Origin of the sequence: Agrobacterium sp. LAD9, assembly GCF_003031125.1 — a bacterium.
GTDB classification, from domain to species: Bacteria; Pseudomonadota; Alphaproteobacteria; order Rhizobiales; family Rhizobiaceae; genus Agrobacterium; species Agrobacterium radiobacter.
The window spans coordinates 22292-44045 of the sequence record NZ_PHGS01000013.1; the positions used below are offsets into that span (position 1 = coordinate 22292).

At 55.8% G+C, this 21754-nt stretch carries 19 protein-coding genes and 3 pseudogenes; 11 read left to right on the top strand and 11 right to left on the bottom strand.

Annotated features, from left to right (window positions below; translation table 11 throughout):
- Window positions 1-68 precede the first annotated feature (68 nt).
- From DA915_RS13820 to DA915_RS13830, 3 genes are read left to right on the top strand one after another with little or no spacing between them, the layout of a single operon-like run.
- Window positions 69-1364 (top strand): ABC transporter substrate-binding protein, encoded by a 1296-nt coding sequence (locus DA915_RS13820; RefSeq protein WP_153064551.1) that lies wholly within the window; start codon window positions 69-71, stop codon window positions 1362-1364.
- A gap of 58 nt (window positions 1365-1422) precedes the next feature.
- On the top strand, window positions 1423-2229 hold the full coding sequence (locus tag DA915_RS13825; protein WP_192886491.1) for a phosphodiesterase: 807 nt from the start codon (window positions 1423-1425) through the stop codon (window positions 2227-2229).
- Window positions 2207-2938, top strand: a complete 732-nt coding sequence (locus DA915_RS13830; protein ID WP_192886492.1) for an HAD family phosphatase — start codon at window positions 2207-2209, stop codon at window positions 2936-2938. Before DA915_RS13825 ends, DA915_RS13830 begins: the two co-directional genes overlap by 23 nt.
- On the opposite strand, the gene DA915_RS13835 is transcribed toward DA915_RS13830, so the two are convergent.
- The 8 genes from DA915_RS13835 to DA915_RS13870 form a co-directional block, all read right to left on the bottom strand.
- Window positions 2877-4025 carry a hypothetical protein gene (locus DA915_RS13835; RefSeq protein WP_107676184.1) on the bottom strand — a complete coding sequence of 383 codons (1149 nt, stop codon included), beginning with the start codon at window positions 4023-4025 and terminating at the stop codon, window positions 2877-2879. The genes DA915_RS13830 and DA915_RS13835 overlap by 62 nt on opposite strands.
- A gap of 70 nt (window positions 4026-4095) precedes the next feature.
- Entirely contained in the window at window positions 4096-4980 is an 885-nt protein-coding gene (locus DA915_RS13840) for a DMT family transporter (protein WP_192886494.1), read from the bottom strand.
- A 74-nt stretch (window positions 4981-5054) separates the two neighbouring features.
- Window positions 5055-6818, bottom strand: a complete 1764-nt coding sequence (locus DA915_RS13845) for a GMC family oxidoreductase (protein ID WP_107676186.1) — start codon at window positions 6816-6818, stop codon at window positions 5055-5057.
- Window positions 6815-7771 carry a hypothetical protein gene (locus DA915_RS13850; protein ID WP_107676187.1) on the bottom strand — a complete coding sequence of 319 codons (957 nt, stop codon included), beginning with the start codon at window positions 7769-7771 and terminating at the stop codon, window positions 6815-6817. The genes DA915_RS13845 and DA915_RS13850 overlap by 4 nt, the downstream gene beginning before the upstream one ends.
- A complete protein-coding gene (locus DA915_RS13855) occupies window positions 7768-8445 on the bottom strand; it encodes a class I SAM-dependent methyltransferase (RefSeq protein ID WP_107676188.1) in 678 nt (225 codons plus the stop codon). The genes DA915_RS13850 and DA915_RS13855 overlap by 4 nt, the downstream gene beginning before the upstream one ends.
- The gene (locus DA915_RS13860) at window positions 8429-9289 is read right to left on the bottom strand and encodes a nucleoside-diphosphate kinase (protein ID WP_107676189.1); all 861 of its coding nucleotides are present in this window, start codon (window positions 9287-9289) and stop codon (window positions 8429-8431) included. Before DA915_RS13860 ends, DA915_RS13855 begins: the two co-directional genes overlap by 17 nt.
- Window positions 9289-10044, bottom strand: a complete 756-nt coding sequence (locus tag DA915_RS13865; protein ID WP_107676190.1) for an aspartate kinase — start codon at window positions 10042-10044, stop codon at window positions 9289-9291. Before DA915_RS13865 ends, DA915_RS13860 begins: the two co-directional genes overlap by 1 nt.
- An 18-nt stretch (window positions 10045-10062) precedes the next feature.
- Window positions 10063-11349 (bottom strand): DegT/DnrJ/EryC1/StrS family aminotransferase, encoded by a 1287-nt coding sequence (locus tag DA915_RS13870; protein WP_107676438.1) that lies wholly within the window; start codon window positions 11347-11349, stop codon window positions 10063-10065.
- A gap of 565 nt (window positions 11350-11914) precedes the next feature.
- Here DA915_RS13870 and DA915_RS13875 point away from each other — a divergent pair.
- The 3 genes from DA915_RS13875 to DA915_RS13885 all read left to right on the top strand — a co-directional run bounded on the left by DA915_RS13875 (window position 11915) and on the right by DA915_RS13885 (window position 14050).
- Entirely contained in the window at window positions 11915-12478 is a 564-nt protein-coding gene (locus DA915_RS13875) for a hypothetical protein (protein ID WP_153064552.1), read from the top strand.
- A gap of 254 nt (window positions 12479-12732) precedes the next feature.
- A complete protein-coding gene (locus tag DA915_RS13880) occupies window positions 12733-13464 on the top strand; it encodes a GntR family transcriptional regulator (protein ID WP_192886496.1) in 732 nt (243 codons plus the stop codon).
- 82 nt (window positions 13465-13546) lie between these two features.
- A complete protein-coding gene (locus tag DA915_RS13885; RefSeq protein ID WP_153064553.1) occupies window positions 13547-14050 on the top strand; it encodes a hypothetical protein in 504 nt (167 codons plus the stop codon).
- 48 nt (window positions 14051-14098) lie between these two features.
- Here the strand turns inward: DA915_RS13885 and DA915_RS13890 are convergent, their stop codons facing one another.
- The 3 genes and pseudogenes from DA915_RS13890 to DA915_RS13900 form a co-directional block, all read right to left on the bottom strand.
- Window positions 14099-14824 (bottom strand): alanyl-tRNA editing protein, encoded by a 726-nt coding sequence (locus DA915_RS13890; protein WP_107676194.1) that lies wholly within the window; start codon window positions 14822-14824, stop codon window positions 14099-14101.
- A gap of 812 nt (window positions 14825-15636) precedes the next feature.
- A pseudogene (locus DA915_RS13895) lies at window positions 15637-15972 on the bottom strand (helix-turn-helix domain-containing protein); the annotation flags it as partial.
- Window positions 15973-16009: 37 nt separating this feature from the next.
- Complete coding sequence (locus DA915_RS13900) at window positions 16010-16276, bottom strand: helix-turn-helix transcriptional regulator (RefSeq protein WP_107676196.1); 267 nt, start codon at window positions 16274-16276, stop codon at window positions 16010-16012.
- A 275-nt stretch (window positions 16277-16551) separates the two neighbouring features.
- Between DA915_RS13900 and DA915_RS13905 the strand changes: the two genes are divergently transcribed.
- From DA915_RS13905 to DA915_RS13925, 5 genes and pseudogenes are all read left to right on the top strand, one after another.
- Complete coding sequence (locus tag DA915_RS13905) at window positions 16552-17511, top strand: DUF3991 and toprim domain-containing protein (protein WP_107676197.1); 960 nt, start codon at window positions 16552-16554, stop codon at window positions 17509-17511.
- Between the two features lie 141 nt (window positions 17512-17652).
- A pseudogene (locus DA915_RS13910) lies at window positions 17653-17757 on the top strand (DUF1419 domain-containing protein); the annotation flags it as partial.
- A gap of 152 nt (window positions 17758-17909) precedes the next feature.
- Window positions 17910-18658, top strand: a pseudogene (locus DA915_RS13915) (IS5 family transposase); the annotation flags it as partial.
- 104 nt (window positions 18659-18762) lie between these two features.
- The gene (locus tag DA915_RS13920) at window positions 18763-19770 is read left to right on the top strand and encodes an IS110 family transposase (RefSeq protein WP_107676198.1); all 1008 of its coding nucleotides are present in this window, start codon (window positions 18763-18765) and stop codon (window positions 19768-19770) included.
- Between the two features lie 775 nt (window positions 19771-20545).
- Window positions 20546-21520, top strand: coding sequence for a DUF3991 and toprim domain-containing protein (locus DA915_RS13925; RefSeq protein ID WP_107676199.1), 975 nt, complete (start codon window positions 20546-20548; stop codon window positions 21518-21520).
- Window positions 21521-21754: the final 234 nt, after the last annotated feature.

Here is a 21754-nt window from a genome sequence, read left to right on the forward strand (position 1 = left end):
CACGGTCCGGTGTTCCCACGCTCCGGCCTTAACATATCCGCAAAAATTCTATCAACGGAGTGATCAAAATGCCTATCGTATCGAACATGCCAAAGGCGGCACTCATTGCCATAGCTTTGGGCTGCGCCAGCCTGGGTTCGCCACTCTCCGCAATGGCCGAAGACGTCACCCTTGATGTGATGTATCCTTGGCCGGAGTCGAAAAGTTTCCACGAGCCTCTTGCGCAATCATTCATGGCGGCGAATCCGGATATTAAGATCAAGTTTCGGTTGTCGCCACCCGACTACACGGAAGCGACATTGGCAATCGCTCGCGGTGCGCTGACTGGCGATCTTCCAGACGTCTATTTCTCGGGCTACAGCGAGTTGAACGCTATGGTCGAAACGCTGTCCAAGCGAAAGCAGGCCGTCCCTTTGACGCCCTTCATACAAGCGGAAGGTTCAGAGTGGATCTCCGAGAATTTCGGGCAGGCGCTTCTTGCGCTCGGACAGGTCGACGGCACGCAATATGCAATCCCCTTCAATGCCTCGACCCCGATCATCTACTTCAATGCAGACTTGGTCAAACATGCAGGGCACGATCCTGATGCCTTTCCCAAGGATTGGGATGGACTGATCAAGCTCGCGCACGACATCGGTGCATTGGGTAACGGAATAAGCGGGATGGACTTTTCGGTCGGAGCAATCGAATCCGATTGGGATTGGCAGGCAACCGTCCTCAGCTACGGTGGCGAAATGGTCAGCGCAGACGGGAGAACTGTCGGTTTCGACAACCAGATCGGCCTTAGTGCCATGAAGTTGCTGCAGCGGATCGCGAATGACACCAAAATGAATGTCGCGGCGAAGGCAAGTGCATACCAACAGCAGTTCTTTGCCGGAAAACTCGGGTTCTTCGTGACGTCGCCGTCAAGCGTCGCAAACTTCACCAAAACGGTCGGCGGCCGTTTCGAGATGAGAACCGCAACCTTCCCGATTGCCGCCAAAAACGGCGGTTTGCCGACGGGCGGAAATGCAGTTGCAATTACAGCAAAAGACCAAAAACATCGGGATGCCGCGTGGAAGTACGTCAAATTCGTTACAGGTCCGGAGTCGCAGGCCTTCGTCGCCAGGTCGACAGGCTATATGCCGACCAACCTCAAAGCCGGCGATACGCTAAAAGAATTCTACGTCCAGAATCCGACTTATGCCACCGCGTTCAAGCAGGTTGGCTTTGCCCGTCCCTGGTATAGCTATCCTCGCGGCAACAGCAAGGAAATCTGGGCTGCTCAGCGCCAGGTGTTCGATCAACTTCAACGTGGGAGCATCACACCGGAAGATGGCCTGAAGCGGCTTGTCGATGCGACAAATTCCCTCCTTCAGAACTAGATCCTGCACCTCGCTGATGAGGCCCGGCTTCTTGAGCTGGGCCGAAAGGAACGTAATCATGCAAAAAATCATCCAACTGACCGATCCTCACCTTGTCGCGCCGGGCAATACCTTGTTCGGATTGGATCCTGCACATCGGTTGCGCGACACGCTGGCTCATATAAGCTCGGAGCACCCGGATAGCGCTGCTATTCTCATTACGGGAGATCTGACCGACACTGGAGAGCCAGAAGCCTACAAGCTCCTGCAGAAGATACTCACCGATGTCGCTCTTCCGGTCCATTTGACCCTGGGAAACCATGACAGCCGCAGTGCGTACCGAAATGTCTTCGGCGGACACGGTTTCGTCCAAGAGGTCATCGACCTGAAGGGCTGGCGGATCATTTTACTCGACACAAATGACGAGGACAGTGACTGCGGCTCACTCGATGGTGGCCGGTTGGAATGGCTGGATGAGCAGCTTGTCAGATCGGTCGATGTTCCGGTTGTCATCGCCATGCACCACACACCCAGCAACTTCCACGCCCCCTTTTTCGGCCCGGAAGACGATATGAAGGATCCAGAGGGCTTTCTGCGTGTCATCGGCAAGCACAAGACGGCCCGGCACATGCTTTTCGGCCACCGGCACCTCACGGCGGCCGGAAGCTTTGGTGGCGTTCCGTTCACCGCAAGCCGTGGTACGGCCCACCACATCGCCCTCGACTTCCAGCAATACGGACGATCAACCCTTGTTGCGGCGGCACCGTCCTACGATGTGATTTTCCTTGGTGACGAGAATGTCATCGTGCACTCCCATCATGGGCTTGAAAGCTATCAGGCAATCCGTCCCGGAGATCCGAAAAATGAACTTTATGCCGTCGCGTAGCCTGGTCGGCTCTTGCCCTCCAAAACTTGTCATTTTTGACTTTGATGGAACGCTTGCCGAAACGGAAATCCTTGTGGCCGAAATCATTTCGGCTAAACTTACCCTTCTTGGGTTCGATGTCGCAGCGCATGCCGTCTCGTCGGCATTGTCAGGAGCGGCCAAGGAACAGGATCAGCCTCTTTTAGAGGCGCTTATAGGCAGCCGGCTGCCAGAGGGCTTTATAGAGGATGTTCGCATCGATTGGCGAGCCGCCATATCCAGTGGGGTGGTTCCGACCCGGGGCGCGGTAGACGCGCTGGAAGGTCTTCCGATTCCCTATTGCATTGCATCGAACGCCTCTCGCCCCGATCTGATCCACCGAATGAGATCGGCTGGGCTTCTGCGCCTGGTCGGGCCGCGATTTTTTTCATCGGACGACGTCGGTTTACGGAAGCCAGACCCTTCGGTTTTTCTTCTCGCAGCAGAAGTAATGGGCGTTGAGCCGGATGAATGCCTGATTATCGAAGATAGCACCGTCGGGCTTGAAGCGGCCCGACGCGCCCACATGCGCAGTTGCGCGTTCGTGGGAGGTAAACATCATTCTCCCCAAATGCAGGGGGAGTTGAGAATGTTTGGCCCGGACCTTGTCATTTCAGACCTCAGCGAGCTCAAACTGCTTTTAACTGAGATATGTGGTTCGAGCGCTTTCGGTCATCCAGCATCGCTCTGATCACAGCTTCTGCCGTCTCCTGATCAACCACTTTTCCTGTGTCGGACAGCGTTTGCCTTAAACTGACGTCGGCGGCTTGGAGCTCGAGTTCATCATGCTGGAGGCCTGCTTGGGATGCGATATACGCGAGTGTCCCAAGACTATGCTTGCCGCTGAGAACGACGGACACATTCTGTCCGACATCGCCGGGGTTGAAGGGAAGATACGCAGATTGATTGTTCAATGGCCCAAGTTGCTCGAATGAAAAGCTGTGCCGCCCAATGACCCGTTGGAAGGAGGGAAAGGTGATCCCGAGGCCGCTTGCCACCTTCTCGGAGATGGCGGAGATATTTGACAGATCCCTATCACTATCTCCGAACAAAAATTTCGCGACGGCGAGAGCGTCGAGGATGTTGATGTTTCCACCTCGTTCCCCGACTCCCAAGAACGTCCCTGAAATCCATGTCGCCCCCGCTTCGGCTCCGGCTATGCCATTAGCCAACGCTAACCCGAACATGTCGTGACAATGCATTTCAATCTGAGCGCCGGGAACTGCCTCAAGAAGCCCTTTGATGCGGGAGAAAGTCTGGACTGGCAAACTGCGGGAGACGGACTCCGCGTATCGAAACTTTTGAGCTCCGCCTGAATGCACTATGGCAAGATATTCCTGCAGATAATTGATATCCGCAGACGGCGAATCCTCGCCAGTTGCGACGACGTATAATCCGACCTCGGCGGCGAGTTCCAATGTTGTTGATATGAGGTCGAAGCGATACTGCCAGTCCGCTGACGGAAGTTTGATTTGCGCAAACTTTTCGGATGCCGGGATCGATACAATAACGCCGTCCACGCCCAGAGCCTTTATCTTCTCCAAATCGGCTCGGATCGTTGAAGGGTTTTTCGGCCCGTAGAATGTCGCTACCGGAGTGCGAAGTTTCAGCCGCCTCAAGAGTAACGCATCGGACTCGTAGGAAAATGGGTCTCCTACTTCGAGCTCGTCTAGATCGAGTTGATCCAATAGGTCCGCGAGCATCGAGCAATCCAGGGCCGCAGTGTTGACGAACGCCGAACCGACGTAATCCCGTAAAGTACAGTCGCTTATTTTCATGATGCTATCCTCCTTTGGTCCGCGCTTGTATGTTTCAGCCGGTTCATCTGCCCAATGCGCGTTGGGCTGCTTACGAGGGCTCACTCAAACGAGCCTCGGATGGTCGCGCCCGTCGATGCCTTGCCTGTTGCAGAACCCACGCACCGGACAAAACGATAAAACCACCCCCTATTGATGTCGCAGCGCTAGGCCAGGTGCCGAAGATCAGGATGCTTGACAGCGTCGCAAACACGATCTGGGTGTAGACGATGGGGGCGAGGACCGACGCCTCAGTGAAACGGTGAGCGGCAGCGACGAGGGTGTGGGCGATAGCTCCGAAGATTCCAACCAGGGCAAGGATGACCCATTCGTAGGGAGTAGCTGGCCACGCTAAGAAAGTGGCCGCGAACGGAAGCAGAAGCACCACTCCTAGCGCGCTTGACCAACATTGCATCGCGGCCATGCCATCGACCCCGGATAGCATCCGGGTGAGGATATAATACAGGGAGCCGCAAGCCATCACGCATAGGCTCAGAATCAGGGCGGGATGGAAGTCTCCTTCCCAAGGCTGAAAAACTATGAGAACGCCAAGAAAACCTAAGCAAACTGCAAGGATCCTGGCGAGATCGACATGTTCTTTGAGAAGCGGGACAGCCAATACCGTCACCAGTATCGGGCCTGCAAAGGAGACCGTTGTCGTGACCGTGATAGGAAGGTATTTCAATGCGACGACATTAGCGATTGTCGCGCAAAGCAGGCAGCTTGAGCGTAGAAACTGTTTTCCCGGATCTACTGTGGCGAATATCGAAAATCCGCGCGTAGGCAAGTAATAGATCACAGATGCAAGAAAATGCACTAAATATCGCACGAAAACGATCTGAAGGACCGGCGTGCCAATGACTGTCAACCACTTGGCCGACGTGTCGGTTCCGATAAAAAATACTTGAGCCGCCACCATCAATGTAATTCCGGTCAAGGCTCGTTGACCTATATAATTTGCGTTGGGCATTAGGCACCTCGGAATTCGACCACAAGGGCAAGCTCTCAATTTCAGGCGTGTAGCGACACTCCTGTTCCGGAGCTTCGATCGGCGAATTCATTCAACTCGCCGGTTTGCATGATATCTTCGATGAAAGCTGCGGTCCGTAGCGCCAGCGCGCAGATCGTGAGTGTAGGATTGGCTGTTGAGCCTGTCGGGAAAACAGAGCTTCCGACGATGAAGAGGTTTGGGTGGCCATGTGCGCGGCAGTTCGGGTCGACGACCGAATCCCTGGATTCCAGCCCCATCACGGTCGTTCCCATTATATGGCTTCCCGCTGGATCGGGCTCCAGGGGCGCGTCCTGCATGTGAAGGAAGGTCTCATCTTGGCGGCAGCCAAGCGCGTCAAATATCGCCTTATGCAGTAGAGTCGCCGCGGCGATACCATCCCGCTCATATTGGCCAATCCTGAAGTTGATTTCAGCGCGAGGCGAGCCCCATTCGTCTTTTAACCCGGGGGACAAAGAAACGCGGTTCTCTTTAATAGGCAAAACCTCAAGGACACTTTGAAGGGCGAACTGGCGAGGAACCATGTCCACAAGAGCGGAACGAAGCATCCTGCCACTCAGATGCCGGCGTCCAACGAGATCCAGCAACGTTCCTTCAAGAAATTTTCCCGTATTGCCGAGTGGAGCGCTGTTCGCAATCCGCCACCCGTCGTTTCGAAATGCGGTGCGGAACGCCGCCCTATTTCGGCGAAAGCCTCCGTCTCGGAGCACCTCTATCCCTGACGTCGACTGCGGTCCACGATAAGGAAAGACTGGCTCGCAAAGCAGGGCGCACGAGTACTTCTGCGGGTGATCCATGAGATGGCAACCGACATTGCCGCTCTCATTTGCAATGCCGCCGGGGTACCTTTTGTTTGACTGTAGAAGGAGCTTCGGCGTTTCTATGCCATTGGCTGCGAGAACGAAAATTCTCGCTTGCACGGCTTCGACAGAACCGTCCGGCATCCTAAAAATTGCGGAGGTGACACGGCCGTGCGCAGCTGTTTCGAGCTCCGTGACCGTCGCGTTCTCAAATAAATCGGCTCCAGAAAGCAATGCCTGTCGCAGATGGATAAGCGGATCATATTTTGCGCCGACCGGGCACAGCGGCACGCAAGATGCGTATCCTTCGCACTGCGAGCGGCCGTTGTAACCTTCCACCGAGTTACGGGCTTGGGGGGTGCTGACGACTCGAACAGCCTTACCTTCAAAGCTAAGATGGCCAATTTGGCCAGCAACATATCGGTCTGAATAGCTTTGCGCGATCGGCGGCATTGGAAACGGCCTGCTCCGATAGGCCCCGAGGCTGGCATCAGCATCCGGTTCGCCAGCTACGCCAAGATGTTCTTCTGCTAAACAATACCACGGCTCAATATCGTCATACGATATTGGCCAGTCTCGTCCCCGACCGAAAGCCGATCGCATACGGAAGTCGTTTGGTGACATGCGCAGCGCCGTTCCTAGCCAGGCCAGTCCCGTACCCCCCACAATCCGCAGGTAATCACCCGCGAATTGGCTGTCTTGTGGATGACGAATGCTTGAGTACGGCTTCGTCTTCCATCCCTGTTCCCCAGCCGGAAGCTGTTGCTCATACGGGGCAAAAACCTCCTCCTCATCCGATTTGGCGAAAGCTTCGCGGAGCTTCTGCCTCACCCCACGCGAATCTTCGAAGGAACTGCCTGCTTCGATAATCGCAACAGATAATCCCTTCGCCGCCAGCTTGCTGGCAACCAGCGTGCCGGCGAAGCCCGAGCCGATTATCGCGACGTCGTATGCGAAAGTGGTCATATCTTGCCTCGTTCTGCGATTTCTGGAACATGACTGGTGGAGGACTGTTGTGCCCAATCACCGTATGTGCCTGTGCCACGTGTCATTGGCGCATGGGTTCCAATCGTAGGCCAAACCAACGCTGTCTCGTGTTGGCGCCAACCACACCGCTTCCAGCGACTGCCGACACGAATAGCACCGGTATAAAACAGGTAGACAATCTGGCAGGCAGTAATGAAAAGTGAGGTTTCTTCAATCCAGTCGAGGAAAGTTTCGTCGGGGCTCGAGGGTCGTTTATCTTCCTTGAAAACGCGATAGGCCACGGTCAAGGTCCCGAGATCCCCCACGCTAGCTGCTTCACTCTGTAGAAGAGCAAGGTTTTCAGCAACGAGATCAGCGGAAATGCGGTCGTATCCAGTAAGCTCTTCAACGAGCGTTTGAAAAAGGCCAAAATCGACTCCCCGCATGCCCACCATAATCCCGAGGCCGGAAAGATTGGTCGCAAACTTGATCGGTTCAATTTCAGACTGCAGAAGTGCCGATTTGTGGAACAGAGAAATCAGATCGTCCTTGTGCTTGACCTGATGATCTTCCGCATACATTTGCATCTTGCGGTCGATAACGTCCGCATAGCTTGCTCGCACTCCCAGCAATGGATCATTGATAACAGTGACGGGCCGCTTCTGCTCGAGAACCCAGTTTATCGTCAGGGACACGCCCGCATTGGCAAAAACCCTCTCTCGCTCTGTCTCACTCTCTTGATCGAAAATGATAAAGTACCCGGCCGCCAATAGTACTTCAGTGTCCTTAATCACGGATTCTGCGAAAGCCGCCGTGCTGACATGATGGACGTCGATATCATTTGGGATCCGATCGATGAACGCGGCTAGCACGCTGCTGCCAGCCACCCAACTTTCCTGCGATCTGTTGGAACGAAGTGAGGCGAAGGCCCAATGCATCAATTCCGAAATCATTGCGCGGCCTCCTTCCTTATAGAAAAAAGCCGATAGGTAACGTTGACATGCGCGTAACTGCCGGACGCCAATAATTCGGACGTGAGCGCGTTCACCGAGACGATTTCCTTGAGAAGATCGTCGCGCGCATTGGTGCCAAAACCGAGGAGTATGCACCCTGCATCAGCGAGGAATTGTGGGCCTTCTGAAAGAAACCGTCTGAGCAAGCTATAGCCCGGATCGATTGCCCCCCGTTCCAGCGGGTGAACATACTCATACTCCGCCGGAGCAAAATTCGACGGATAATTCCAAAATATTATATCGAATTTCCGACAGGCTGGAATACTGCTAAATATATCACTTTCAACGACTTCTATATTGGTGATTCCGTTTCTTGCTGCATTCTCCAGCGTGTTTGCAACGGCCTTTGGATTAACATCGCAAGCTACCAGCGACCGGGCGCCGTTCTTCGCCAGATAAAGTCCGGGAAGGCCAAATCCGCACCCAATCTCCAGGATCGTTTTATCGTCCATTGGCGGGAAATTCTCCGTAAGCCACCGCCAGCTCTGAAAATTCTCTGGTGGGAAGACCCCCTCATGCACAGTTAGATCAAGACCAAATTCCCGCATTGAAAGCGGAAACGTGCACTGTTGGCTTGCCTCCAGCGTCGCTCTGATCCTATCGAGGTCGATCATCCTCTTGCCTTTCTGGATCCACGCGCGGGCGACGCGAATGGTGCGCCGCCACTGCCGGGGCTTGGTCGTGCGCTGGTGATGAATCTGAATCCAACAGCGCGCTCCAAAGCGGCATCGAAAACAGTCCGGCTTCAAGTATCAGCCGGTCCCAGGCCGAGAGGACCGGCCCGCGCCTCAAGAGCGCTTCGAGCCCCTCGGCTTCGCCCCGGAAGTAATCCTGGATCGCGGGAAGCGTATCCATCTTCTCTGCAAGGAGATACGCGCGGCGATAACAGAAGCGAGCGTGCTCTATAGCGTCACCGTCTTTCTCGCCATCCGACGCGCTCGCGGTCCGATTGTCGCCGAGAACATCAAGCAGGACACGAAATGATGAATGCGAAATGCGACCGGAGGCGGCTGCCAACCATCCCGTGTCCACATCTCCAGCCATCTGTTGTCGTAGGATTTTCAGCTCAGCTTCCATTATTGCGTTGTCATCGCTAACGTGGATGAGATTGGTCACCGGATTGTCGCAAAAGAAGCGGCCTCGGACAGTGCCGCGTGCCGCGCGCGCAGGCTGAGTGTTTCCTTTCAGTTTCTGCAATCGCTCCAGCGCGTTTGGGCCGCTCCAGATGGTGGCACAAGCCGGGCGCATGTCGAAGAGGTCCAAGACCAGCCGCCAATGCTCTCCACCTGTGGAGCCCGTGAGAGAATAGAAAGAGGCGATCGAAGCGCGGCTGTGAATCGAGAAAAATCGCCTGGCGATCTCCAAACCTGTTTCCCTTCTAATGAAGTCGTCAAGCGAAGCGCTGAGGCCAGACATTCCAACCTCGGGGCCGTAAACCGTCAAGCCGTCGTTGGACATCACGCGGCTCCCGATGCCACTATTTGGACAGGCATTTTGTTGCTTATGCCAACAGTGATGGTCGTTGCCGTAACGCGTTTTCTTTCAAGCCAGGCGGTCAACCTTTGTGGATAGGCGCCGTTGATTACAACACCAGGCACGCCGCGCTTCGCCATGAAATTCGCCGCACAGGCGTCAATTGAAGTGTGCCCGAGCTCTGCCAGATCGTGAGCGTCAATCTGTTCTATCAGGGCGGCTGGATCTTTCGTTGCTGCACCGCGGTAAACCCCGTCAACATCGGTCAGGATCGCGAGATAAGGCGTGGACGTGATCCATGCAATCCAGGCCGCAACGGCATCAGAGGTGATGTCCCAGCTCCATTCAACTGGGTCCATCGTAAACAGCGCCCGAGACGGAAGCAGCACGGGAACCTTGCCATTCTTCGCCAGAGTTCTGCACTCGCCGAGGGCGGAAGACGCAACCAGCTTTGACGAAAATGCTCGGTCGGCCAGTAGGTATCCCGTTTGATCCTGCGCGAGCGCGCACGCGTGGTGGGCCGTAAAAGACTCGAGCGGGTGAGATGCATCGATTGCCTCGATCGCTTTGTCGGGGATGCCTCCACCAGGAACAATCAAAATGCGATGGCCTTGGTCCGTCACCCGCTCAATCTCGGCGAGAGCTGCCTTGCATATGACGGGGTCACGCATCAGGCTTCCGCCGAATTTTACAACAACGGAGAAGCCATAGGAAGGAAAGCCTCTTAAAACGTCCTGCATTTCCAAACCCTCTTCAGTTTAGGCTGCGGCGACGCCATCCGGAATCTTCGAGATGAGGTTTGGCAGCGCCGCCCAGATCTTGTGAAAAGCGGCCGCATAAAGCTTCATGACGCCGGCATCGTTTGGCGGTGCGATCTCTGACACATAAAACATTGTGTCGAGCAGCCTCATGGCGTTGGGAAAATCCGCCTTCGACCATTTTCCTCGGACGTCGGGTAGATACTCAAAGACTGGTTTTGTGAGCCATACCCAGATCGGAACGCCTTCAGCCTGAAGGAGCTTGATGATGAAGTCTCTAGCAACCGGACCGGACGGAAATCCGAGCTGCTCCGGTTCGATTCGCAGTGGAAAGTTGAGCATCGACTGATGACGATCCGAAGGGTCGAACAGAGGAGCCAAGCCTGGGAGCTGGCCAATCTCCCGCCACAGGAGGAGGGCGTTGTTCCTGCGCTTTTCCAGCTGCTGGTCGAGATGCTTCAAACGATAGTTGGCGATCGCCGCAGAGAATACGTTGGGGCGGTAATTGTAGCCCTTCGAGTTCGGGGAGAAAATCCTTGCTCCATTTCGAGACGAACTCGTTAAGGACACCTCATCGACGTGATCGATGAGGTTCAGGTCCCTTGTAAGAACAAACCCGAGTTCACCCGCCCCCAGGTGCTTTGCTCCATTTCCAGAAAGAGCAAGCACATCGGTATCCAGATGCGATCCACCGACAATGCCTCTCACTGCCCCGATTGATTGGCACACGTCGTCGATCAGCGCGATACCTTTTCCTCTCGCTGCAGCCCGAAGATCTGGGACTATAATATTGTTGCCGAACAGATGCGTAGTCAGCACTCCTGCGACATCAGGATCAAGAACGGTTGATGCCGACTTTTCGTCTATTCCGGCCAAACGCGGTTCGACATCGACAAAAACCGGCTCAAGGCCGCTTATGGAGATTGGGCCAACAGCGCCCGGCCAGTTAAGCGCAGAGGTCACGACGCGGCGACCGCGGTCCTTGAAATAGTCCAGCGCAACGTGAACGGCTGCAGTCCCACTACCGACGGCGCGGACAGACAGGCCTCCCGACCATTCCGTCAGCCTTCCCTCAAGTTCGGTCACCAACGGATGGTTTACCCGATGATACTTGCCGCTTTCGACGACGCTGGCAAGCGCCTTCAGATGCTTTCGCTTGGCAGCAGGCCAGGGCGTAACCCGGCCAGGCGAGATGACCGGCGTTCCACCGAAGAGGGCTACTGATGTATCAATGAAACGAGGACTCCTGGCGCTAGCATCAGAAGCTATGCTTACATGCTTGTTCATCGGAACCTCCAGGCCACGGGTCTTCCGCAGGACGCAGACAATCTGATCCCCGAAGCTCAATAGGATATCTATTTTGGCGTTGTAGTCGTTCGCGGCGGGACTAAGCGATGCCTGAAAAGAAGCCTTGCTGCCCGTTGTCATGCCTTCTTCATAAAACTCAGGTTCGATGAAAACATGAGGCAAAGCAAGAATATTCTACAGTATAATCAAAGTATACTGAGGAATATCAGAAAAATACTCGATACCTCAGGTCGCGGAGGCGTAAATGGCTTGTTGGAACAATGACTTGCAGGAACAATAGCTAGCCAAAAATATGCGAGTATATTCCGAATATAACCAACAGCACCCGTCGGCACAGTCTTTCAGGCAGCGCGGCAGACCCGAGCCTCCAGTAGCAAAAAGAGGAAGAGTTTGCCAACAGACGATCGGGAAACAAATCAGGCCGACTACCGGTGTAGCCGGGCCACCAGCAGTTTGATGCGTCATTTCGAAAGCGTCAGGAAGTCGAAGGACACTTGTTTCGGAGAATAAGGTTGCACCATCTCAAGACAGGGGAATAATGCTTATGCAAGATATCTCCCTAGAAAACAGTGGGTCCATGTACCACTGGATTTCTTCTGCGAAGGGACTGGGCATGGAATTACCGCGAGACTGTTCCTCGCCAAACGACTTGATGGCACTTCGAGAGCAATTCGATTTTGGCCACACAATCATGACACACGCGGTGCGACAGGGTATCGCATCATTTACCTTTGCAGGGCTCCGCGTGCCCGCAGTCTTGAACGGCACGGCCGCCACCAATGATATTTCGCAAGTTGTACTCAGTCCTTTAGAGGTTGTGGTTTTTCAGGAACACCTTCACGATCGAATTACAATGCTTGCGAGAAACAATCGCATGCTTCGCGAAATCTGGGCCTTCAATGAACGCTCGCGCTGTTTTCGAGAATTCGAACTGACGTCCACACGAACAGCATGTGAGGTCATCATCCAAACTGCTGACGTCGTGGCGGCATTGCGTGGCGGGTCCGAGAATATGGTGATTGACGCCCTTGAGCGAAACCTTGCCTACCGCCTTAATAGGCTGGAGGTACTTTTATCCCAGCTGGTGAGGGCCCAAGCCGGGCCATGAGGCTCGCGGTTCACAGGCGAGTGCTCAATCGGGAGTAGCTTCTTGTTCGATCACGCGGTTAACGACAGAAATGTGACTATGCAACCTACGCGGCGCGTATTATGCTGGGGACGTTGGCCTCGGGTGGCGGAGCGGTGACATTCAAAGTCCCGCATCAGCGCGCAAATTGGGCTCTGACCTTGGTGTCGGGGGCAGTGCATGTCCATTATGACGGGAGCAATGGCGACTTGCCACGCGCGAACGAGAGGGAACTTATGTTCACGCACCATGACGATGACATAGACGATAGGGGAGGGGCGGACCGGTTTAAGGCCATGCAGGCTTATAGCCGGTTAAAGAGCCTTCTCGTGGCCCAGAGAGTGCCGCCTCACACAAAGCTCGACGCTGGCGTGCTCTGCCGCTATTTGAACGTGAGCAGGACGCCGGTTCGTGAGGCGTTGATCCATCTGTCGATCGAAGAGATCATTCTCAATGTTCCAGGAAGTGGATTTTTTTCAAAGCCTTTGAATGTCGGCGAGATTTCCGAGGACTACGACCTCGCCCTGACAATCCTCAAGCATATAATCGCCAGCGATGTCGGCTCGGTCCCATCTTCTCGCCTCGCGCTTCCGAAGCCTCCTGTTCCCGCCTCTGGGAGGCACGGACAACCACAGCCTGCTTTGGCGTTCAAGGGGTTCATAGAGACGCTCTATGAAAGCGTTGCAAGGGTCGCCGCCAACAGAAAATATCTTCAGGTCGTCCATACCTTTAATGCCCGAACGGCCTTCGTCCGCCACTTGGATCTGCAGCGGGCCGAGCGGTTCGAAGAGATTTCGGCTGATATGAGCGAGCTTCTGGAGTGCCTGCGAAAGAAGGAGATCAAAGGTGCGGTCAAAAATCTTGATCGTCAATTCAGAGCCAAGATCGACATCCTCCACGAACTTGTGAGGGAGGGTAACCTCTACTCGGCAAATGCCAGTGTGAACTGGATGAAACTGTTGAATTAACATTCCAATAAAATGAAAAGAAATAGAAGACGCTGCCTGACCGGCGTCGATAGCGGTCCGAAAACAGCGGGAGAGCACGCCCTTGAGTTTCCTTTCTTCCATGTGCCGCTCAATCGAGCAATCGCGACGGTTGCAGAACGATTTCGAGATTGAGTACGCGTTTCAGCGCTTTGCAATCGAAAAGAGCATCGCTGAGTTTACCCTTTCCGGACTGCGCCCCCCGACTGTTGTTAACGAATGGGGCTTTAGACCATTTAATAGCGACATCGCCGCGCTCGTATCAGAAGTGACGACCTTTCAGGAACGGCTTGACGAACGCATAGGTTCGCTCTCCGGCAACCATGATTTGATGCGCCATCAATGGGAAGTAATTGAGCAGACGCGCGTCTTCCGAATTGGCGAGTTTCTGGAGCCGACGCTCTGCTACGAGGTCATTGAAGAAACTGTTAATCTGATGAACGCTCTGATGGGCGGTATGCGGGAACAGGCGACGTCGATTTTAACCGAGCGGCTCCAGCGTCGTTGTGATATCATTAATGGGCACCCCCTAAGGGCGCGAAAGGCCCGGCTTCACGTCGTGGCGTGACAAGAAACCCCGACGCCGGGGCTCGCCCGGCAACTCCACTACTACTACCTAATCCCAGGCTGGCAAATCATCAACAACACGGATATCGCATCGATAAAGTCCCGCGCGCAACCGCAGGAACTCTACGACCTTGATCCGTCCGATCTCCTTGGTGTTTCGAACATGGAGTCCGTCGCAAGGTTGAAGATCGACATCGCCAATCTTGATCGCCCTCATGTGGCCCTTTGAACTGGGCCAGGTAAACGGGCGCACTCTAACTCGAGGATCCCTAAGTGACTCTGCGGTCCAGATAGCTTCAACGGCCAGACGTCGACGGACCAGCGTTTCCACCCAGTTCTCCAGATCCTGCGCCTCGAGGCCGGTATTGTCCGCCTCAAAAGTTGCGCTTCCCCATCCCGGGAACACTTCCCCGTCAATCATCGGGTAAGGAAATCCAACCGAAACGAGATGCAGCGCTGTGTGAACACGCATCGCGGAAAATCTCAAAGAATGATCAATTCGGGCGATGACCTTCGCGCCCGGCAGAAGATCATCGGGAACCGCGTCGCAGAAATGCTCAAGCACGCCGGGTATCGTTTCGTGCCAATCACTATGGTTGACGGTTAGCACGCGCCCGTCATCGACTATGATTTCGCCTTTGTCTGCTGGTGAAACACCGATGCCGGGATAAAATACGGTACGATCGAGAACAACGCGATTGCCTTGCCGGCACAACACAAGCGCTTCCGCCTCGACCTGATAGGGATCGTCCAGGAAATCCAACACTGTCTGCATGATCTTTCCCGAAGGCCCCTCCCTCGGAAAACCAGGGATGTGGTTGATTCTCTGCGGTTCAATCAATTAAATGCCGAGAAGCCTGTCATAATCAAACAAAAGGTCCGGACGTCGTTGAGGCTTGCGGAAACGCTTCCATCCCCGAAGTGGCGCAAATTGCGCTCAGGAGCGATCGTGATTTCGGGACAAACTACTAAAGCGACGGCAGGGCCGCTGGGCGTGGATCTACCTCATTCGCCCCACGGCTGATCATTTCGTTCACATGATCGCGAGCGTCATCCTGCCAAATCGGCCTGGCAATGGCGCAACGACAGCTTTTACGGGGCAACGGGAATGACGTCATCTATGGTGGTGTTGCCTGAGACTCAGTCTCCGGGAAAGCAGGTGACTACCTCTATTTCAACTTCGGCGCCGGCCAGGTTTCCTGCTCCGTTGGCGATGACCATCTGTATGGATCGGTCCTAGCTGACACTTTATGGGGTGGGAACGGGTGCTGATTTTATCGCCGGTGGCGCCAGGAAGATGCCGGCGACGATATTATTGGTGGTGCCACTGGCAACGACCAGCCTTATCGAGGCAGCAGATCAGAGTGGTCATGATCGAGGCCGCCGAGCGAATAGACCTAATCTGCGACTGGGTGGGCGGTATCGACGAAACTGTCGTCGGCTCATCGATTACCACGCGCAACCTCTACAACTGGCGCTGTCAAGTCTCCTCCCTGTTCACTCCGCGGCGTCCTGCAGATGTCCGTCTTCGTTGGGATTCAGGCTGGCGACGGCCCGCACGAGATCAACAATCTTCCGCCGAAGTCAGGGATCGGTTATCCGGGCGAAAGCCTGATTGAGCGAGACATTTTCACGGGTGACAGGAAACTCCACTTGTGCGCTATTTGCAAGACGGAATGGCACCTTGGGGTCCTCAGCCTCGATACCGTCGAAAAAACTTCGTACATCCACGTGCAGGGCGCGGGCAATCACCACCAGCATGCTTGCCGAGACCCGGTTCGCGCCCTTCTCATATTTCTGGACCTGTTGAAAGGTGACGCCAATATGCGCGCCAAGATCAGACTGAGAAATCCCGTTGATCAAGCGCCGCTTTCGGATGGCGCGGCCGACGGCGACATCGACTGCATGAGGCTCATGTTTCATCTCGTGTCCTCGCAATTACTGAATCCCAACTGGCGGATCAGGCTGAATTCCGCCGACCAGGGCGCAGGTTTGTCGGTTCCAACTCACCGATCGAAGGCTCTTTGAACAGATCCCTAATGGGGACGCCGAGAGCATCTGCTATTTTACCGAGTGAATCGAGGCCCGGATTAATTCGTCTGCGTTCTATCTGCGAGATCGCAACCCGTTCGAGATGAGCATCGAGAGAAAGTCGCTCTTGCGACAACCCTTTCGCGACACGCAGTTTTTTCACATTCCAGGCCAACAGTTCACGTGGAGACATCATGGTTCCACATGAACATTCGGTAGTCAATTAAATAACTGGCTATTCTATACAGATAGATTCGTGCGCTGTCTGGTCGTTGAGAGCGTTTGTGCCGCTGGCGCGCGGCAGGCCGCAAGGGAAGCTTCGCCGCCGCCTGGGCGATACAGCCGACACCTCATATTTTTTGACTTGCCGCCGTCGCCCTTGCCCCCTTTGCTCTTCGCGGCAGTTGGAAGGGTGGCTCATGTTGGAGCGACACGACAGAAAGGTGGACCGGCCAGAGGAGCGGGAAGATCATGAAGAAAGAGCAAGTCGAAGAACTGAGGGAAAAGGTCGGCTGCGGTGCGGTGCTGGAGCAGGCGGGCTTTTCTATTGACGTCAAGGAAAGCACGCGCCGCGCGGTCAAGCATCGCCGCGGGCCGGAGATCATCATTGTCAATCACGAGGGCAAAGGCTGGTTTGATCCGCTCAGCGATGCCAAAGGGGACGTCTTTGACCTTTTGGAGCACCTCGATGGTGCCAGTTTCGTGGAGAGCCTGGATCGGGTTGCGCAACTACTCGGTTATGATCTCTCGGAACCGCAATGGAGGCCGCACTCAAAGGGCCAAGGTTCTTTCGGCTCTACCTCGGAACGATGGGCAAGCCGCCGCAAACCATGGCGGGGCTCGGCCACGTGGCGCTACCTTTGTTCCGAACGGTTCCTGCCATCTTCTCTTCTAGAGGCAGTTATTGCGACGGATATCGTGCGGGAAGGTCCCTATGGCAGCATGTGGGCGGCTCACACGGATGATGCGGGCCAGGTGACGGGTTGGGAAGAACGCGGTGTGGAATGGCATGGCTTTGCGACCGGCGGAACAAAGATCCTGTTTCGGTTCGGTCCGCCTGACGCTGACCGCATCTGCGTCGCCGAGGCCGCGATCGACGCCATGAGCCTCGCCGCAATCGAGGGTGTCCGCGAAGGCACGATTTATCTGAGCACCGGCGGGGGCTGGTCGCCCGCAACGGAAGCCGCGATCCGAGCACTCGTGTCCCGGCCGGGGGTGCAACTTGTTGCTGCCACCGACGCCAATCCCCAGGGAGAAACATTTGCCGGGCGTCTGCGAGCGCTCGCGCAGGAGGTCGGCTGCGACTGGACGCGCCTGCGGCCGAACGAAGAGGACTGGAACGAAGTTCTGAAGGAATCTCAGAAAGAAGAAAGAGAGAGGAGGGAAAGAGGAAAAGGCCTGCCGCATGCCCGCCACTCGCGTCAAGGGTGAAGCTTCGCCCGGCTGTGCCGGCCCTTGACCCGCCTGGACGGAGAGGCGGCCTGAGGGGAGGGGTCAGGAAGGGTTGAAGAGATGATGGCGACCATGAGGATCCGCCGCGCTTCAGCCCGGATGAGGCTGAAGGAGCCCGACATGACCCTCTCCCCCATCCGCAAAATCTATCAAGGCGTCGCCGATCGCCGGCAGATGTTTCGCATGTTTGACCGTCATGCGCAGCGCCCAAACCGAGCGCAGGGTGCCGGTGTCATGAAGTTTGCAATACCCATGACCATGCCGGGTGCCATGCGCGACCATCGCGCCACTCTTTGAGCATCAGGTACACTAGGCCGTGTCCCCATAAACGGGGTTCATCTTCGTCATGGTGTGTGATGCAATCTCCGTGAAAGGAGATCACCATGCACCGTCACGAACTGAGCGACGAAGAATGGGCAGTTATAGAACCGCTTCTGCCGACCAATAGTCGTGGAGTTGAGCGGGTTGACGACCGCCGGGTGATCAACGGCATTCTGTGGCGTTTCAGGACTGGCTCGTCCTGGCGAGATGTGCCGGAGCGTTATGGTCCGCGCACGACGCTTTACAATCGGTTCTCCCGCTGGCGCACGGCAGGCGTCTGGGATCGTCTTCTGGACGCCGTTTCAAAGCGTTACGATGGAGACATCGTGATGATCGACAGTTCTTGTGTTCGCGTTCACCAGCATGGTGCCAATGCTAAAAAGGGGGCTCTGCCGATCCTTGCATGGGACGTTCCCGCGGCGGCCTGACGACAAAGATCCATGCTCTTGTCGATGCAGACGGCAGACCGGTTCGGCTGGAACTCACCGCAGGACAAGCTGCCGATGCACCCATGGCCGAAAAGCTGCTGAGCGACCTGCGGCCCGGCGCAACGATCCTTGCCGACAAGGCATACGACACCGATGCAATTCGTAACTTTGCCAAGCAACGCAAATGCTGGGCGAATATCCCTGCAAAGGCCAATCGAAAGCAGACATTCAGCTTCAGCCGCTGGGTCTACCGTCAGCGCAATCTCGTGGAACGGTTCTTCAACCGTATCAAGCAGATGCGGGGCCTCGCGACACGATACGACCGGCGCGCTGATAATTACCTCGCCGCGCTCAAGCTTGCGGCGACCAGATTATGGATCGCATCAGCTAATGAGTCATCGGGTAATTTGTGGCTGCCTCCCTCGGACCTGAAAGATGGGTCACACTTCTGGCTATCCGAAGCTGAAGGAAGGACGCAACCATGACGTATTATGCCGGACTGGACCTGTCGATGGAAACCACGCAGGTCTGCATTGTGGACGAAACTGGTAGGAAGGTCGCCTTGATGAAAGTCGAGAGCAGTCCTGATATGATCGCATATGCATTGCGCGAAGTCGGCGGCGTCGAACGAGCTGTCATAGAAACCGGACGTATGTCACCGGCGATCTGCCATGGTTTGCGTGCTCTGGATATTCCCATTGTCTGCATCGATGCCCGGCAGGCACATCAAAGCCTAAAGGCATTGAAGGCCAACAAAACCGATCCGCATGACGCAGCCGGCCTGGCCCAACTGGCCAGAACCGGGTTCTACAAGGAGGTGCACGTCAAATCTCCAGCGGCGCACGGCGCGCGAAGCATCATTGCAACACGCAACCACCTAGTCGAATCTCGAGTTCGCCTCGACAACATGATCCGTGGTCTGTGCGCGACCTTCGGCTTCAAGCCCGGGCCTGGCCAAGGCAAGGCGTTTATCGACCGCGTGATGGAGGCGGCCAAAACACCCGGTCTGGGCCAAAGCATCACCGCACTGCTTGCAGTGAGAACAGGCCTGACGGCGCAGATCAAGGAGATGGATCGTGTTCTACGTGAGCTCGCCCATCGATCCCAATCCTGCCGGCAACTCATGACCATCCCTGGTGTCGGTGTGCAAACGTCCGCTGCTTTTGTCGCCGCCGTTGATGAAGTTGGTCGCTTCCGACAATCACGCACCGCCGGCGCTTACTTCGGGCTCGTCCCCAAACGTCATCAATCCGGGGAAATCGATTGGACGGGGCGGATCACCAAACAAGGTGACAGCACGGTGCGGAAACTCCTCTACGAAGCAGCCAACTCGATCCTCACACGCAGTCGCGGGAGCTTTGCGCTCAAGGGGTGGGCAATGAAGATTGCCAAGCGGCGCGGACTGAGAAAGGCACGGGTGGCGCTGGCGCGTCGTCTTGCGGTCATCATGCATGCCATGCTGCGCGATGGCACTTTGTTCGAAGCATGAGGTGAGATAAGATTTATTTGCCAGCGGTGAAGCCGGATAGCTGATCCGAGGGCGGTGTCCCGAGAGGGAACGCAGGGACGAATGATCTGCGAAGGTTACCGGATGGGCCAGAAGCCCGCAACGAGTCAATGCAACATTCGGCCTTGTGAAACCCGATACAGCACGATCGCTGCCTGCAGCCATCAGTGCGGACAGATCCTTGAAACCCTCAAGGGAAACACCGTCAAGCTCTGCAAATTACAGATCCGTGTCCTAGGGCCGAAGCGTGAGGGGGAGGCGAGGCAACTAAGGACAGTTAGCTGAGCCATGGCCTGTATTCACCTCAGCTTAGACCATCGGACCACGAAAACTACACCATGCGGGACCAATCACTGCACCCAGAATCGGGCAGTCCATTATAGAGACCCTCGCCAAACTGCGTTGGATCAAAGAACCAGGCCCGATCGGGACTACTGATATTTTCGGCGGCTCTGACCGAGCTCAGCGCGCCCTTGATCTTTCAACCGTTTTCAGCTGCGCGATCAAGCTTGCTCGTAGTCGAATGAGGCCGGCTTAAGAGCCGGCCTGCCCCTTTGGGTGCCGCTTGCGAGCCGGCGGCGGCAAGGGAAGCTTCGCCGCGGCGGACAGGCGGCGCTTGTGGCTCCCGATTTCTCAGCAGCTGCCGCCGCGCCCTTGCCGCCGCATGCTCTTCGCGGCCGCCAGATGGGGTCCCGCGAAATGTGCGGGAAGGTATTCCGAGTGGAAAAGAGGGCGGCTGGAAAAGGCCGGAAAAAGAATGGAAAAGAAAGAAATCGAGGAACTGCGCAGCCGTGTGCCATGCACGGCGGTGTTGGCAAAGGCGGGCTTTGCCATCGATCTGAAGGAGAGCACCCGGCGGGCGGTAAAATATCGCCGCGACCGTGAGATCATCATCATAATCCATGACGGTCACGGCTGGTTCGATCCGTTTTCCGAAGCCAAAGGCGATGTATTCTCCCTCGTCGCTCATCTAGATGGTGTTGGATTCACGAGAGCACGCGATCGCGTGGCCGAACTGATCGGCTATGTCCCGCAGGAAACCGGCAGGAGGATGGTTGATCGTGCCCGAGGTCCAAACCTTGCAATCGCCGAACGATGGAACTGCCGCCGCCGCCCATGGCTCGGTTCCCAGACTTGGCACTATCTCTCCAGAATAAGGTTGTTGCCACCCCATACACTCCATGCTGCCATATCCCAAAACCAGCTTCGGGAAGGACCTTTTGGCAGCATGTGGGCCGCCCACACGAACGATGTTGGCATCGTCACGGGTTGGGAGGAGCGGGGCGCGGAATGGAGGGGATTTTCGACCGGCGGAACAAAGGCCCTGTTTCGCCTCGGCCGGTCTGCGGCTTCCCGGCTCTGCGTTACGGAAGCGGCGATCGATGCCATGAGCCTCGCTGCGTTCGAGGGTCTGCGTGATGGCACTCTCTACCTGAGTACCGGCGGGGGCTGGTCTCCGGCAACGGATGCGGCGCTGCGGATGCTTGCCGCCTCTTCCGGTGTTCAACTGGTTGCCGCAACCGACAACAACACGCAGGGCGACACGTTCGCCGACCGTCTTCGCACACTTGCCCATGAGGCCGGCTGCGGCTGGCAGCGATTGCGGCCGCCTGCAGATGATTGGAATGAGGCTCTGCAGGAAAGGGAGCGAGAAAAGAGAAAAAGAAGGGAGGAAAGAGAGGGCGTGCGGCATACGCGCCACCCGCGTCAAGGGAAGCTTCGCCCGGCCTGAGCCGGCCAGTCGCGATGCAGGCGGTGGGGGAGGGGAGCAATGTAATCATTATTCTTAGATCGAAAGTAGCCGCTAGTCGATATGTCATCGAGCGACCATCGTTGCTTAACCTATGGATCACAAACAATATAAGCAACACGCGGACAGGATATTTTCGAGATAATACAACTATATATATAGTTGATTGACAAGTAATATTCTACTTGATGTTGCATTTTGGCCAAACCCATGGCG